Raw genomic sequence first — 15561 nt, forward strand, 5'->3', positions numbered from 1 at the left:
ATGGAAAAATTAAGAGACTATATCGCCTTTGATTTGGAATTCAATCAACACGAGGGGGTTACCCATTTAATTCAGGTATCAGCAGTTCGCTTTCAAGATGGTCAAGAGATAGGTGCTTTTGATTCTTATGTCCATACCAGCGTGCCTTTAAAGAGTTTTATCAATGGTTTGACAGGAATTACAGCTGAAACTTTGAAAGATGCGCCAATGGTGGAGCAAGTTTTAAAGGACTTTCAAGCATTTGTTGGCAATTTACCTATCGTTGGATACAATGCAGCTAAGAGTGATCTGCCTATTCTCTTGGAGCATGGCTTGGACTATTGTGACCAGTATAAGGTCGACCTATATGATGAGGCTTTTGAACGTCGTAGTTCTGACCTACACGGCATAGCTAATCTCAAACTGCAAACTGTTGCGAACTTTTTAGGGTTTAAAGGTCAATCACATAATAGTTTAGAAGATGCCCGCATGACGGCGCGTGTTTATGAAGCCTTTTTGGAATCGGATGAAGGAAAACTATTGTTAGAAGAACAGAGTAATCTATCCATGAATCCCTTTGGTGGGCTAGACTTATCTCAATTTCTAGACTAGGAGTGCCTATGAAACCTGAAAAACCTAAAAAACTAGGTTTTAGGAAAATTTACCTTAACCTAGATAAAGTTCTCTTCCTCTTTTTCTTAATTTTCATGATGGTGGAATATCTGTGGCTACCTCTCAATTCTTGGCTTGCTGGTCTTTTACTCAGCCAAACAGGCTATTTGTTTATTTCTTACAATAATATTTTTGCCATTATCACGAGTTCTCCTTTAATCAGTCTTGCCTTTCTCGTCTTGATTGTAATCAATCTTTTGGTGGCCTATTTCCAGATTTGTCTCCTCTTTATTGGGGCGCGTCACCTTCTCTACCACGAAAAGAGGACCTTGATTGAGTACAGTCGCAAAGTTTTCCAGCAAAGTTTTCTGTTCATGAAACGCTTGAGCTTCTGTAAGATGGCCTTTGTATTCTTCTATGTAGCCATGCTCTTTCCTTTCATCAGGAAAATTTTAAAAATTTATTACTTAAATAAAATCGTTATTCCAGACTTTATCGTGACTTATCTGGAAGACAAGCACTGGCTAGTAGGCTTGATGATTTTTGCATCTGCTTGGATTTTGCTCTATGTGTCTGTCCGACTCATGTTTGCCCTTCCGAAGATTCTCTTTGAAAAGAGGACTGTGAGAGAAGGAGTGAAATATAGCCTACAAAAGACAAAAAAACAAGTTCTCTTTTATGCTTGGAACTTGCTACTCATTATTATTAAAACCTATCTCTTTTTCTTTCTCCTCTTGACTCCCTTGCTATTGGGACAGATTGTAATTGACAATTTAACACAGAAAGAATCACTGATTCTTGGAGTTATCAACTTTGTCCTGATAAAGAACATCCACTATATGGCGTTGACCTATTTCCTTGTTAAGTTTGTCTCCTTTTTGACAGGTGAGGAACTGGAGATTATGCCAAGAAGAAAAAAAGACCATCTGATGAGATGGGGAGTTATGGGTTGCGCTAGTATCTTTTTTGCGCTAGAAGGTTATATCTATCTGGAAGCTCCTGTGACAAATACCCCTTTAGTCATTTCACATAGGGGCGTTTCAAATAAAAATGGTGTACAAAACACTGTACAGTCTTTGGAAAAAACAGCGCAACTGAAACCAGATTTGATTGAAATGGATGTACAGGAGACCAAAGATGGTCAGTTTGTGATGATGCATGACGCTAATCTTAAGAACTTAGCAGGTATCAATGCCAGTCCTCAAGACTTGACTTTGGAGGAGTTGAAAGGGTTAGATATTTCTGAAAATGGCTATCGAACCAAGATATCTAGTTTTGATGACTATCTCAATCGCGCGAATGAACTTCATCAAAGATTGTTGATTGAAATCAAAACCAGTAAAAAAGATAGTCCACAAATGATGGAACGTTTTCTAGAGAAGTATGGCTCTATTATCAAGCAGTATGGTCATCAGATGCAATCACTAGACTATCATGTGATTGACCAAGTTTTGAAATATGATTCGACTATTCCAACTTATTTCATCTTGCCTTATAATAGTATTTTCCCCAAAACCAAGGCAACTGGCTATACCATGGAGTATTCAACATTGGATGAATATTTTGTCACTAAACTTTGGTATACGGAACAAAAGCTTTACGTATGGACCATCAATAGCTCTGACGCACTTGATAAATCGTTGCAGTTGTCAGTGGATGGGATGATTACAGATGACATGGAGATGCTACAGGAGACTTTAGCAGCAGCTCAGGAAGATCCAGAATACACCGATCTCCTTTTGAAAAAAGCTACGGAATTCTTTGATTTCTAACAGAGAAAAAAAGGAGAAGTGAACCTTCCTCCTTTTTCTGTAGGTGATTAGAATGGTAATTTTCCAGCGAAAGCACCTAGTTTTTTCTTAGTCGTTTCGTCGATTTGTTCTAGAGCAGCGTTGATGGCTTGAACGGTCATATCAGACAAGGTTTCTAGGTCTTCTGGATCTACAACTGCTGGACTGAAGTCAATACTAACAACTTTCTTATCTCCAGTTAAGGTCGCTTGGACAAGATCTTGAGCAGATTTTCCAACAAATTGCATAGCAGCGAGTTCTGCTTGACTTTGTTCCATTTGTTTTTGAAGTTTTTGTGCTTGGCGCATCATGTTTTGCATGTTCATCATAAGATTTTTAAGATTCCTTTCGTATCAAGGCTTTGAGCCTTGTTTAATAAATTTTTTTGCCATTTTTTGCCCTAAAAGTTGTCAAAAGCATTGGCGACTTCTTTTTGTTGAGTTGGGAATAGGTGCGAGTAGATGTTGATAGTAGTATTAATGCTACTGTGTCCAAGTCGTTTCATAAGTGTAAAAAATATATAATCTTTTCCCTCACCGTTTCTGAGTCCTTTTGAAACTAGAAACGCTGCATGTGAATGCCGGAAATCGTGATTACGAACCATTTTTAATGACGCAGGTATTCTTTTTTTCAATTTAATCTTTTGATTAGAAACTATTGGAGCAGTCAATTGTAAAGGACTGTCTTGAAAGATTTGTAAGTCTTCTGTATTGTCCGTAAACTCTAGTAATAGATGAGCTTGTTTTTCTTTCCATTGCGTTAGTTCTTGAACGAATGCTTTATGAATGTAAATTCGACGTATAAAAAGTACCACGATCATCTCCTTTTAAAATATTTTCTTACGTAGAAATCTCATAAAGATACTCAACAGATATTTTAAATGTTACTTGATTAAGCTATGAAGTCTATACTTAGATTCGTATTACTCGGATTCTACTCTTGTGAGGTTACCTCGCTTTCTATGACATATTCTCTCACCTGTCAGTTTACTAAAATCGTGGCTAATATAAACTCACTAGCTTTGGTTAGTTGAGACAGTATCATGAAGTACAGTCTTGATTATATCATTTTTGAACTCTATTGAAAAGCTAAATTTTCGCCAATAGAACTTACTGAAATACGTCCAATTCTTTTATTATTATAAATTATATAAAGCTTTACAAACTAGTTCGTTCATTCTTCCATTTGTAACAAGAACAAAACATGCATTTTGTCAATATTCTAAACACATTTTTGGAAAACTAGTCATCTTTTAATGAAGAAGTTTAGGTAACTAAACAATTTATTATTCAAAACAACTCTGATGAGGATAATCCGATTTACTAAGTCTATTCGTGAATTATAGAAAATATCTATGTATTGGGGAATGTAAGCGTATCAGTTTTGAAGCCTTTATGCTCAATACTGATTGTTATATAAAATGATTCAAAACTGCTATTACCGTGTGGAAAGTCTTTATCACCATTTGAATGTTGAATACGATGACTCACTAGCAAATTGTCCAAAATAGACTTTTTCTTCAATCTGAAATAACTGCTAAGTTATTCTCGTCTATTTTAATTTTGTATTAGCTAAATCTACCGCAAAATTTTTGAATGCTGAATTATTGGCATCAACAAGTTGTAGCACTATTTATTTGATTTGAAGAGCAAGCAGTGATTTCACAGTTGATTTAAGATGATAAACTGTAACAATATGATTTGACAGCGGTTACAAAAAATTGTAATATCTATAATATAAGAAGACGTATTTTAACTCAGGGAGGAATGTAGGATGCAATTATTAATTGAACTGCAAAAAATTGATCAGTTTATCTTGCCAGTAAACTATAATTATCTTCTTCAATCGATGATTTATAATTTATTGAAAAATAAGGAAGACTTATCTGCGCAACTTCATGAGAGGGGCTATCAGTTAGAGGATAAACATTTTAAGTTGTTTACATTTTCATTGTTGCAAGGTCAATATAAAATGCGAGGAAAACGAATAGAGTTTCTTGATAAGGTGCGCTTTGAAATTAGAACGATTGATCAATCCATTTTATTCACTATTGCAGAGGCTTTGTCAAATCTAGATGAATTGCGAATTGGTCGAAACCTTGTAAAAATTTTAAATGTAAAAATTGAACAGAAGAAATTAACGGGGACTTCTTATAAGATTCGGATGATTTCTCCCTTGGTGGTTCGTTCTACAGATCCTGAGACTAAAAAAACATTGTATTACAATCCGTTTGATATGGAATTTAAGAGCAGAATCATGGAGAATCTTGAGAGAAAATATCAAGCTTATTATCATAAAGTACCGACAGGTAGATTTGATATAGAGCCGATAAATTTTTCTTTAAAGAATAAATTTGTTACCAGATACAAAGGTTATCTCATAACGGGTTGGAGAGGAGAATTTGAGATAAGAGGAGATGCGGAGGTGTTAGATTTCCTCTATCAAGTTGGACTTGGTGAGAAGAATTCGATGGGATTCGGAATGTTTGTGATTGAAGAATAGGAGGATAGAGTGGATATGGAATTTAGAAATTGTAAGTTAGAGCTTGACTTAAAATGTCATGCGCCAATTATTCATTTCCAGCCTAGTGCTAATGCTAAAGGAGCTACTCTTAGGGCTAGTGAAGTGAAGCCGAAATTTGATAAATATCTTTGGACGAAGGAACCTGAGGAACTTGCAACCTATAAACTGTTACCTTATAAGATGAAGTTTATAGCAAAAAATAAAGAGGTGATAGATGAGAAAGTTGCAGATGAATATGTTGATATCCCTCTCTATTATGCTAAGGACCAAAAAAGAATGGTTATAACTAATCCTAAAATAGTCATTACTTGTTTTGATCCTACTCTTCAGAAATTGATAGTTAAGCATATCAAAAACTTTTTCATAGTGACAAATTTTGGGGCTGTCCAAGGAAAAGGATATGGTAGTTTCACAATTGATTCTGAGAAAAATGATCAGGTTGAGCAAGAAAATATTGAAAAAATCTTAATGGAAGAGTTTGGCTTAAAAACATTATATAAGATAGATTGTAATAAGCTAGTTGAAAAGTTAGCTAAGTTTGAAGCAATAAAAAAGATTTTTAGGATTATTGAAAACTTCTATAAGATTATTAAAGGAGGGATTAATCATAAGGAATATATAAAAGGTTTTTTGTTTATACATATGAATGAGAAGGGAATAAAAAATGAAAAAGCTGCTTTAAAAACAGAAATAATAGATTATCCATACACCTCAAATCAAAACAAAGTAAAACAGGAACCCAAAATTAATAGCCATAAAGAGTGTTACGTTAGAGCATTGCTTGGTCTATCTTCTTCCTTTGCTTTTAAGGATCAAAGAAGGCAAAAAGGTGGTGCAGTTGATGTGAATATTAAAATTTCACATGCTGATGAAACTATCGAACGTTTCCCTTCTCCTTTAACGTTTAAGGTTATTAATAAGATTATTTATATTATTCCTAAAAAAATTGATGAGAGGATATGGGAAAAAGAATTTGTATTTACCTATGAACTTGATAAAAAAAGGGGCACGCTCATGGTATTCAGCCAAAATCAAAGCCAGAGAAACTAAAATTAGATACCCCAGCATCAAATGACTTTTGTTTAGAAGATTTTCTAGATAAGGCTGTTGAATACTATAACGAAAATCGAGGTAAAATCAAAGGTCCAAAAATAGTTCAATAGCATACCAAAGGAGATGAATAAATGAAATACGTAGGTATTACAATAGGTCCGATTTTTAAAACCATTGGAGAGGCGATCTCTCCGGCAGGTTTGTGGTTCGGCAGTTATTTTTTCTCAACGGTGACAAAGAAACTCTGTGAAAAGCTTGTTGAGATTCCAACTGTTAAGATTTTTTCACCGTTTTATGATTCTAATAGTAATCAAAATCCACAAGAAGATGGTATTGGTCGTTACCATGATCGGATTTTACTTTCAGTTGATGGTAATACAGTAACCGAGGAAGCATTGCAGAATATAATTTCAGAAGTGAAGAAGGAAATGGCTGAGAAATTTGGAAAGTTTAATCCAGGGCAGATTAAGAATTTTATTAACAATTATCTGAGAATTGATTTTGTTATTCTTAATGAAAAAACTATCGAAATTATAGGAAAAAGTGAAAAAGCTGGAAATAATATAGCTATAATACTGAATGATGCTTTGGATGCGCTGGAGCTAATGGCAGCAGGTAAGGGAAGAACAGATATGAACTTACTTGTTCCATTCTTTGCAGGCAAGAAAGACAATCGGAATGTCTATATTAAGGGAAGTAAGCTTTTTACAGCTACCAAATTAAGTAGTCAGTTGGTCATAAAACCCTCTGACTCTGATTCTAATTCTGATTTAAAATCAATTGAAGACATTGCTCTATCTCGAAAGAAAGAGGAAGACTTTTCTACTGAGACTCCGAGCGATGAGGCTGCATTGCTTAGAAGCGAATATTATGCAGTTGTTAATTCGGATGGAGATAAGGTCGGAACGCTTTTGAAGGATTTATGTAGAGGTGTAGATATCTCCCAACAGCCTGATTGGATAAATAGTTTTTCGAAGGCTTGTTTAAAATATGCTGGTGAAGCGGCTGAGCTTGTCGGAAATTATGGGGGGATGACGATTTATGCTGGAGGGGATGATTTACTGTTTATTGCTCCTGTTCATTCTCTTTTCTCCTTATGTAGTGAATTGGATGAAATGTTCAAAAAAACATTGAAACAAGGTCTGGAAGAAGTAAATCTGCCAGATGATAGCATCAATGTCAGCTTGTCTTTTGGTGTTGCTGTTCAGTATGTCAAATATCCTCTATATGAAGCGCTGGAAAGAGCTAGAGTTCAACTTTATAAGGCTAAAGAAAGCTGCGGTAATCGTCTGGGGATAGAGTTAGTAAAACACAGCGGAAAAACCGTTCAATTGATGGTAGAAAATGAGAAGTTGGAGGCCATAGATAATCTGATAAAATATCGAGCAACTACGAACGATCAAGCACTGGAATCTGTCCTCTATAATCTACAAGATACAGAAATTATTTTTAAGTTGTTATTTGAGAAGACCGCACAGAATGCATTTGACCTTCAAGAATATAAAACCAGATTTTTAAATAACTTTAACAATCCTAACCAGTTGGCCTATCATGACTATCTGGGAAAAATAGCTAAATGTTTCTATGACAACTATTTGAAAGAGTATCATAAGCCAGTTACGAAAGTAAAGGTTGATGGGGTTTGTACAAAACGAAACATAAGTATAGGGGAATACTATACCAAGGAGTTGCAGGCTATTTTATTTTTGGTAAAGTTTTGGCAGGGAGGTAAGTGATGACAGACTATCTTGTGACGTTTAGACCGCTAGGAGACTATTCTTTTGGTTCAGATAGACGCTTTAGCTTTGTCGGTAAAAATAACTATTCGGAGGATGAATACGCTCCTTATTTTATCCGCACTAATCGCGTTCCTGAACAGTCCACAGTCTTTGGGATGATACGCTATCTTATCTTATTCAGTAATGGGATTAAGCTGAAGCAGGATTTTCAGTATGATGGGAATACGCGAAATGATATCGAAGCTCTAATCGGAGTGAAGAGTTTTTCTCTAAATGGAGGTGTTCAAGATTTCGGAAAATTAGAAAAAATCTCTCCTATCTTTCTTCGTAAAATATGTAAAAATAGTGAGGAAATCGTCATACCAAATCCTTTTAACAACAAGCAGGGGAGAGAGGGGATTGCTCAGTTTGAACCAATGATACTAGAGGAAGAAATTACACTGCCAACTAGTTTTGGTGAAATCGCTCTACCTAAATCTAAGGAATATAATCCTAAAGAAGGGCATGGGGATGGCTATTACAATATTAACACAGGTCATTTAGAAGCAATCGAAGATATATTTAGGACTAAAGTAGTGACTGGTGTAAGGCGTGTTACGCAGAATGATCTGGTGAAACTGAGGCAAAATCTTCTAGATTTGTGTAAGTTGTTTGTGAATGCCACTATGAAACAGAAACAGGAAGTTTCTAATTTAGATAAGAATAGCAATCTTAGTTTAACTGAGTTTATCAATAATTTTATGGATTTGTTAGAAAAGTACAACAAAGGGGAAAAAAATCACTTTCAAGAAGAATTAGAAAAACTATCCAAAAATTTTGATGCTGACCGCCTATTTAAGCGAGAGGTACATCAGCTACATAAGGACTATGAATTTGCTGTCTATGTAAAGGTTAAGGATAATTTCATATTAAAAGATGGTATCGTTCCTATGGGACAGAAAGGCACCCTTTTCAAGGTTTCTGTTCAAAAATCTAAAAATAATGAAAATAATTTAGAAAGTGAAATCACAAAGCATTTCCAGAAACATACTCCAAAAGGGCAAACCTGGCATTACTGCCTCTCAGATGTGTGCCTCTTAAATGATGTGACAGCCTTTGCGATCTTAGAGGAAAAACTAGTTCGCCAGCTTCATACAGACCTTAGTAAAAATCGTCTGAGAGGACTTGATTTACAAGGATCTAGTCTTCTTTATAAGGCAGGGAGCGTCTTTTATGGTGATAATGCTATTTCGGTAAAAACTGGTTTAGAACCAGCAGGCTATAATACTATTTATAAGATTACAGGAAGTAAGGAGTAAAAAATGAAAGCAAAAATTTTTGTCATTGAATGTTTAACAAATTTGCATGTAGGAAATGGAGACGTTAATTTTAACATCATTGATAACGAAGTGGAGCGAGATGTTGTGACGGGATTTCCGACGATTAACTCCTCAGGCGTTAAAGGTGCTCTGAGAGCCTTCTTTGAAGAAAACGACTTGTCGAACATTGATGAAATATTCGGTTCGGAAAGTAGTAAGGTTACTACTTCAGGAGCATTAAAATTTCTTAGCGCGAATCTACTAGCCCTGCCAAGTCGCTCGATAAGTGGTGAGGACAAGCCGTATTCAATACACGCTCCGAAAACAACCTGTGAAGATTTTAACCAAATGATTGCAAATTTTCAATTAGAAGATGTTTCAATAGAAGATATAAAGGGCGGAGATGAGGAGATAACTCTGGACGTAGATAATTCTTGCTACGAAAAATATGGTTTACCAGTAATTGCTCGGAATAGTGTCGGAGAACAAACTAATTTGTGGTATGAGGAAGTAGTACCCCACAAGTCGATTTTCTATTTTGCAGTGGTGGTTTCAACCAGTGAATCAGAAAACCTTTTAGAGATTTTTACAGATTCGGTGAGAGAGAAAATCATCCAGTTTGGTGCAAATGCTTCCGTAGGTTATGGACTTTGCAAGGTTATTAAAGTGATTTCGGGAAATGAAGAAGGAGCAAACAATGGATAAGAACAGAATAAATCAGTTGCTTCCTATTGCTGTTGAGGTGATTAAAAAAGAGCTTACGGAGCCAATTCCAAATGAGTTTCGAGGCTATATCGCTTCTTTTGGAGCTGCTATTACAATGGGAAGCCTCCCAGCTGCAGTTGCCTACTATTCGGCTAAATCCAAAAATGCCAAAGAAGATCGTACCAAGCTACCTGTTATGATTTTGGAAATTTTGAAAAAAGAAAACACAGCTATTACGGCCACCACCTTGTTTGAGTATGTGACATCGTTCAAAAATGATAATGAGAGTTTCGCTATCAAAGAAGATGTATTGCATGCAGCAATTGCGATTAAACTAGGGTTAAACTTATTTGAAATTGAGTCAAAAGATGAAAAAGTCGAGGAAGACGAGAAAAATGGAGGGTAAGGATGATGTTTAGTTCAAAAAACATGTCTTATATCTACTATCATGAATATTTTGAAGGATTAGAGGAACGGAAAGGAGCATCAGGTTTAGTTTATGAACTGGGCGGATCACCATCTAGTGAGGAGCAATTTCGTGAGAGAAATAAGGCTTTGCAGGATTTTAAATTTGACCTTTCTCTATCGCCTTTGGAGCATTTAAAAAATGCTTCAAAAGATGTAGCAAGTGTTCAAACCTTTTCTTTGCAAACTATTTATCCTGGTCTCATGATAGGAACGGGTAATCCCCATGATTTGAAATCAAAGGGTTCTATATATTCTGGCTTTTCTTTTGATTATGTGACTGGACTACCCTATATACCTGGATCCTCAGTCAAAGGAGTACTGAAAAGCGTCTTTCCTAGGAAAGAAGATACCAAAGATGATATTAATCAACAAAAGATGAAGTATATTAAGTCACTTCTTAAACCAGAACTTTCTGATGAAGAAATCTATGGCTTGAAAGATAATATTTTTGAAGATAATGATGTCTTTTTAGATGCTTATCCAACTTCTAAAAATAAAACGAAGCAACAGTGCCTAGCATTGGAATTCATTACACCTCATAGTGATATAATCAAGAATCCTATTCCAATCAATTGTCTGAAAGTTAAACCTGGAATCTCTTTTGAATTTGGCTTTTATCTGAACGAGTACAAGCTTTCAGATGAAGTTCAAAATGAGTGTCAGCTTTCAGATGGAGTTCAAATTACGGTTAAAGACAAAATAGAGTTATTTAAAACTATCTTGACTGATGTAGGCATTGGCGCCAAAACGAATGTTGGTTTCGGACAGTTAGAGTAGTAGAGGAAGCTTTTATGAAACAATTTGAGTTGTGGCTAGATGAAAGTGGAAAATTTGCAGATTCTGAGTCTCAAAGAGAGGAAATTTACTCTTTTCTCGGTGGTGTGCTAGTTGAAAAGGCTGCTATTAAAAACTTTAACTTTTCTAGCATTCTTAATGATGACTCATTAAATCATGCGATGAATATGACCCTAAATCAGAAAAAGCAATATGTTATTCCTAAATTGATTGAATTTAAAAATCAGACGGATGCGCGTTATATCTTTTTTGAAAATATTGAGTGGCAGGGAAATGGGGATAATCGACAACTGTATTTACAAATCTTATCCGAGGGTCTCGTGCAACTCACGCAGCTATTAGAGGCAAAATATGGTGATATTAGATTGAATATTATCATTGCCAGTCGTGTAGCTCGAAAAGGTGTAGAGGAGCGTGTCCATATTCAGGAGTCTGAATATAAGCGTGCCTTTACAACGAGTTTAAAAACAAGTGAAGTCAGCTATCGTTCTGGGACAGATGTTCAATTTCAGTTAAAAAAAGCGACGGAATCACAAAGGTTAATTTTGGCGGATTTTGCTTCGAATATTCGGCGGATGTATTTGCGAGACCTTCCAGTTTTTCGAGATCAGAGAGCAGTCTTGCGCAATTTATTTGAGGATTCTTATGTATTTTCTCTGTCAACACTGTCTTCAGACAGTCGCATCCGCTTTTTGCTTGCTCAAAATGATGTATCAGAAGCTCTGATGGAATACTATACATCTCAAGCTATAAAAAGTAAGGAAACTTATTTGTATCTGATTGTCGATCGAATGGAGTATCTGAGTTACAGAGTGTTGAAGTCGCAATTAAAACAGTTTGCTTCAGAGATTTTAGCTTATACGGCGAGACAGGATGATTATGAGAAGTCTATCGTGATATTTACAGAGATTTGTGATCAACTACTGCCACTTTTGAGAGATAAAAAGTATCCATATGAGTTGTTTGCCTTTGAAGTATTCCTGCAACTAAGTGATGTCTACCTGCGTTCTGGCCGTTCTTGTCAAGCAGGTCAAGTCATTTCTCAAAGTTTGGAATTGGTAAAGATTTCTGAAAATAGCTTAGAAAATCTTTTTAGCCTCTATCGCATCAAGGAAAAACTCGCTGTATTTTATATTGACAGTGGTCAGTATAAAAAAGCTTCTCACTTAATGGCAGATCTCCACGCTATTTTTAAAGAGCTGCTAGATTTATTGTTAGCTTATGATTCAATTTCAAATTATTTTCAATCCTTGAAGTCCGAATACTATGGGGATGTTCTCTGTATGGAAATCTATAGTCTCTTATTTCAAGCCCAGCAGGAAGATTTTAAATTAGAGACTATCATCCGTTTATCTGATGAGGGCTTGCAACAGTATCCGAGTTTCCCAGGAGAATTGGAACGTCATCGGCAATATCGTAGTAGAATTGAACTTCTGAGAAAGGATGCTAAAGCTGCGCTTCATTGGTTGATTTTAGCGATTGACTATGATCATAGGATGGATAGTGAGATAGATGAGGTTGTGATTCAAGATTTTTGGGATAGGGTTGAGCGACAAGAGACAACCATTAGTCAACAGTTCTATGCCATGTATTACTCTTTAATCATGACTGAGGCTTGTCAGCAGGATATAGAATTTGCTAAACTACTTTATACTGCCTTTGTCAAACATCCAATCTATCAAGAGTTCTTTTCATTTCACAAGCGAAATAAGTTAACAAAGTTAGTCAATACGGAGAAAATTTTCTACCATCCCATGGAAATCGTGTACTGGAATTTTGCTAATTATTATCGATTTGAGGGACAAATGGAAGACAGCCTGAATTGCTATGATAAGGCTATTAAAGTATGCATGAGAAACCAAGATAGTTTCACGTTAAAACTACGCTCCATTCCAATCTATGCAGCTAAAATTAGCTGTGAGAAGTTGCAGAAGAAAAAATCTAATACTTACGAAAAATTAAAATCTACCCTTCATCAATTGGAAACAATGGTGAAGGGCTATACTGGCAAAAACGATGTTGGTTTTTCAGAAACGCAGGAATTGCTGAGGGAATGGAAAAGCTTTTTTGATAATCTTGATCAAAAGTCGGAAACTGTCTCTGATAAACTTTGGTCATTTTCTCAGAAATGGAGATATTAAATGGAGTATCGTTTTATTGTAGATGCTGAGGTGGATGGTCTTTATGGTCCTCTGCTGACGATGGCTGTCATAGTCACAAAGCTAGATGGAACGGAAGTAGCTTCTTTCTACGGTGGTGTACCTAAGCAGATCGCGGAGACAAAAGAAGCCTGGGTGTTGGAACATGTCATTCCCTACATCGGAGCTTACCAAGCCTTTGCTACAGAAGAGGAACTTTTGGAAGAGGTCTGGAAACTCTGGTGTACTTATCGGACTTCCGCGCGTTGCTTTGCAGATGTACCCTTTCCTGTAGAGAGTCGGCTTTTCCATAAGATGGTAGAAAAGGATAGGAAAAATAGAGCATTTTTGGCTCCTTTCCCTATTATTGATGTTGCTAGTCTTTTGTACGCAAGAGGATTTGAACCCATTGGAAACCGACTGGATTTAGTTTCGCATTTCGAAGGAAGACTACATAATGCGCTAGATGATGTCAGACTATCAAGTCGTATCATCCAAAGACTGCTTGGTGAGTGAGATGTTTTCGTTATTCCTGAGACCATGAAGAGTCCAGCTCCGCTTTTATTGAAGCAGTGCCAAGTGTATCTGGACGAGGAAAAGCGTTTGCTGTTGTCCAAGCAGTTTGAATTATCGCATTTTCATAATTTGCGGGCAAACTGTCGCTATTATCTTAAAAGATATAAGTCCAATAAGCTTCTTTTAGAGATTGAGAAAGACTTGACGATGGCGATTAAGGAAGTTCATCGCAAAAAGTCGGTCGATGATTTGATGCTTTTAGAGGCACGGGTCAAGCAGATATACTACCCTATGTTCAATGAGATTCTGAATCAAAGTAGTTTTTCTTTTGTTAAGCGAACCAAGCGGCCACCTCGAGATCCACTAAATGCTTTGATTAGCTTTTGCAATACGATTTTGTATAGTCGTGTTCTGCGCTTGATCTGGCAGGCTAGACTAGATCCTAAAATCGGAGTGCTGCATGCTTCAAATAATCGTCCTTATAGTTTGCATCTGGATTTTGCGGATTATATGAAGCCAGTTATCGTGGATCGAGTGATTTTGAGCTTGATCAATAAACATCAAATCAATACTACAGATCATTTTGAAGAAAGGGAAGACGGATCGGTTTATCTGAATCGTGAAGGGAAGTATATCGTCTTGCGAAGTTTTGAGGAAAAGCTACAGACGAGGCTAGTCATGGGAGGCTCGACCTATACCTATGCCCAGCTCATCCAGCACGACATACGGCAGTTTAAGAGAATATTGCAGCAAGATGGGGACTTGAAACGCTTTAAACCCTACAAATACTATTAAAAAGTCGGTCGATCTTTTCGATATTTTGTATATTTTTAAAAAGCTGTCAACCAAGCGTTTTATGAGTGATGGGTACAAAAAGATCGACCGACTTTTTTCATCGAAATCTTGAAAAAAGCCCTATTTTTTGATACAATCAATCTAGAAACAGCGAAAATACTGTTGTTATACCTTACCTATAAGGAATTGAGACTATTTAGCTGCTCAATAAATGAACTAAAGCTAGTATCTGAAGAGTTATACCTTACCTATAAGGAATTGAGACCTTATTGCCACGAGAATAAAACTTTTCAGCGACTTCCCTACCTAAAAGTTATACCTTACCTATAAGGAATTGAGACAAAAGGAAAACTCCCTCTTTCCAATCTGGCAGATCAATTGTTATACCTTACCTATAAGGAATTGAGACATTTTTTAGTATAGGGATAGTTAGCGTATGCCATAACCCTCAAGCTATGTTCTACCTTACCTATAAGGAATTGAGACGCGTGAGGCCGCCTGAACCCAGCGACGTTTCTAAATAATGCCTTGGCCTGTTCTACCTTACCTATAAGGAATTGAGACGCAATTACACGTTTAGCAAAACTTGGTGTGAAGTTTTTGATGATGGTTCTACCTTACCTATAAGGAATTGAGACGCTACAGACAATAGAAGATATGAAAAAATCTTTTTCATTTTTTAATACCGTTATACCTTACCTATAAGGAATTGAGACATTCTTCGATCTTTTTGAAGAACTTTCGACCTTCTTTTATGGCAAAACCGTGTTATACCTTACCTATAAGGAATTGAGACTCTCTAAACCTTGCCAAAAAATTGCGTCGTCGTTTGGGTGACGAAAAGTTATACCTTACCTATAAGGAATTGAGACATCAGTTATAATCATAATCGCTTCCTCCGAATGTTCTATTTTCGGTTCTACCTTACCTATAAGGAATTGAGACTTGCGTTTTGGCGATTTTTCTGACTTAAAATGTCTGACTCCTTGACTGTAATACCTTACCTATAAGGAATTGAGACGATGTAAGTTGTCTTATTGCCATCTTGTTCTGTTTTCTTCAATACGTAAGTAATACCTTACCTATAAGGAATTGAGACTTGTATTAACTGGTTTCATACCGCTTTCAGACGATTTTGGTTGATAAGGTT

13 protein-coding genes, 1 pseudogene and 1 CRISPR repeat array (1 of these 15 only partly in view) are annotated in these 15561 nt (G+C 36.2%); of the genes and pseudogenes, 12 read left to right on the forward strand and 2 right to left on the reverse strand.

What is annotated here, in order from left to right; all coding sequences use genetic code 11:
* Together HMPREF9965_RS08770 and HMPREF9965_RS08775 are read left to right on the forward strand one after the other, a co-directional pair.
* The gene (locus HMPREF9965_RS08770; protein ID WP_000413626.1) at positions 1-591 is read left to right on the forward strand and encodes a 3'-5' exonuclease; all 591 of its coding nucleotides are present in this window, start codon (positions 1-3) and stop codon (positions 589-591) included.
* Between the two features lie 8 nt (positions 592-599).
* Positions 600-2363, forward strand: a complete 1764-nt coding sequence (locus HMPREF9965_RS08775) for a glycerophosphoryl diester phosphodiesterase membrane domain-containing protein (RefSeq protein ID WP_000801700.1) — start codon at positions 600-602, stop codon at positions 2361-2363.
* Positions 2364-2410: 47 nt separating this feature from the next.
* Here the strand turns inward: HMPREF9965_RS08775 and HMPREF9965_RS08780 are convergent, their stop codons facing one another.
* On the reverse strand, positions 2411-2710 hold the full coding sequence (locus tag HMPREF9965_RS08780) for a YbaB/EbfC family nucleoid-associated protein (RefSeq protein WP_000981527.1): 300 nt from the start codon (positions 2708-2710) through the stop codon (positions 2411-2413).
* Between the two features lie 71 nt (positions 2711-2781).
* Positions 2782-3180: pseudogene (locus HMPREF9965_RS08785) on the reverse strand (site-specific integrase); the annotation flags it as partial.
* Between the two features lie 974 nt (positions 3181-4154).
* On the opposite strand from HMPREF9965_RS08785, the gene cas6 reads away from it, so the two are divergent.
* The 10 genes from cas6 to cas1 all read left to right on the forward strand — a co-directional run bounded on the left by cas6 (position 4155) and on the right by cas1 (position 14411).
* Positions 4155-4883 carry a CRISPR-associated endoribonuclease Cas6 gene (gene cas6, locus HMPREF9965_RS08790; protein ID WP_001176358.1) on the forward strand — a complete coding sequence of 243 codons (729 nt, stop codon included), beginning with the start codon at positions 4155-4157 and terminating at the stop codon, positions 4881-4883.
* 9 nt (positions 4884-4892) lie between these two features.
* On the forward strand, positions 4893-5954 hold the full coding sequence (locus HMPREF9965_RS08795) for a hypothetical protein (protein WP_000366983.1): 1062 nt from the start codon (positions 4893-4895) through the stop codon (positions 5952-5954).
* A gap of 134 nt (positions 5955-6088) precedes the next feature.
* Complete coding sequence (gene cas10, locus HMPREF9965_RS08800; RefSeq protein WP_000878291.1) at positions 6089-7693, forward strand: type III-B CRISPR-associated protein Cas10/Cmr2; 1605 nt, start codon at positions 6089-6091, stop codon at positions 7691-7693.
* On the forward strand, positions 7693-8994 hold the full coding sequence (locus HMPREF9965_RS08805; RefSeq protein WP_000133208.1) for a hypothetical protein: 1302 nt from the start codon (positions 7693-7695) through the stop codon (positions 8992-8994). The genes cas10 and HMPREF9965_RS08805 overlap by 1 nt, the downstream gene beginning before the upstream one ends.
* A gap of 3 nt (positions 8995-8997) precedes the next feature.
* The gene (locus tag HMPREF9965_RS08810) at positions 8998-9699 is read left to right on the forward strand and encodes an RAMP superfamily CRISPR-associated protein (protein ID WP_000644761.1); all 702 of its coding nucleotides are present in this window, start codon (positions 8998-9000) and stop codon (positions 9697-9699) included.
* Entirely contained in the window at positions 9692-10105 is a 414-nt protein-coding gene (locus HMPREF9965_RS08815) for a type III-B CRISPR module-associated protein Cmr5 (RefSeq protein WP_000360268.1), read from the forward strand. Before HMPREF9965_RS08810 ends, HMPREF9965_RS08815 begins: the two co-directional genes overlap by 8 nt.
* Before the next feature lie 2 nt (positions 10106-10107).
* Entirely contained in the window at positions 10108-10944 is an 837-nt protein-coding gene (cmr6, locus tag HMPREF9965_RS08820) for a type III-B CRISPR module RAMP protein Cmr6 (protein WP_000971598.1), read from the forward strand.
* A gap of 14 nt (positions 10945-10958) precedes the next feature.
* Positions 10959-13103, forward strand: a complete 2145-nt coding sequence (locus HMPREF9965_RS08825) for a hypothetical protein (RefSeq protein ID WP_000808552.1) — start codon at positions 10959-10961, stop codon at positions 13101-13103.
* Positions 13104-13616, forward strand: a complete 513-nt coding sequence (locus HMPREF9965_RS08830) for a hypothetical protein (RefSeq protein ID WP_000456574.1) — start codon at positions 13104-13106, stop codon at positions 13614-13616.
* A 12-nt stretch (positions 13617-13628) separates the two neighbouring features.
* Positions 13629-14411: a CRISPR-associated endonuclease Cas1 gene (gene cas1 / locus HMPREF9965_RS08835; protein WP_255264850.1), complete on the forward strand. Its 783-nt coding sequence runs from the start codon at positions 13629-13631 to the stop codon at positions 14409-14411.
* Between the two features lie 168 nt (positions 14412-14579).
* Positions 14580-15561: a CRISPR direct-repeat array (repeat unit 25 nt; unit sequence TACCTTACCTATAAGGAATTGAGAC) (it continues 171 nt past the right edge of the window).

This window comes from Streptococcus mitis bv. 2 str. SK95 (assembly GCF_000222705.1).
In the GTDB taxonomy this organism is placed as follows: domain Bacteria; phylum Bacillota; class Bacilli; order Lactobacillales; family Streptococcaceae; genus Streptococcus; species Streptococcus mitis_AY.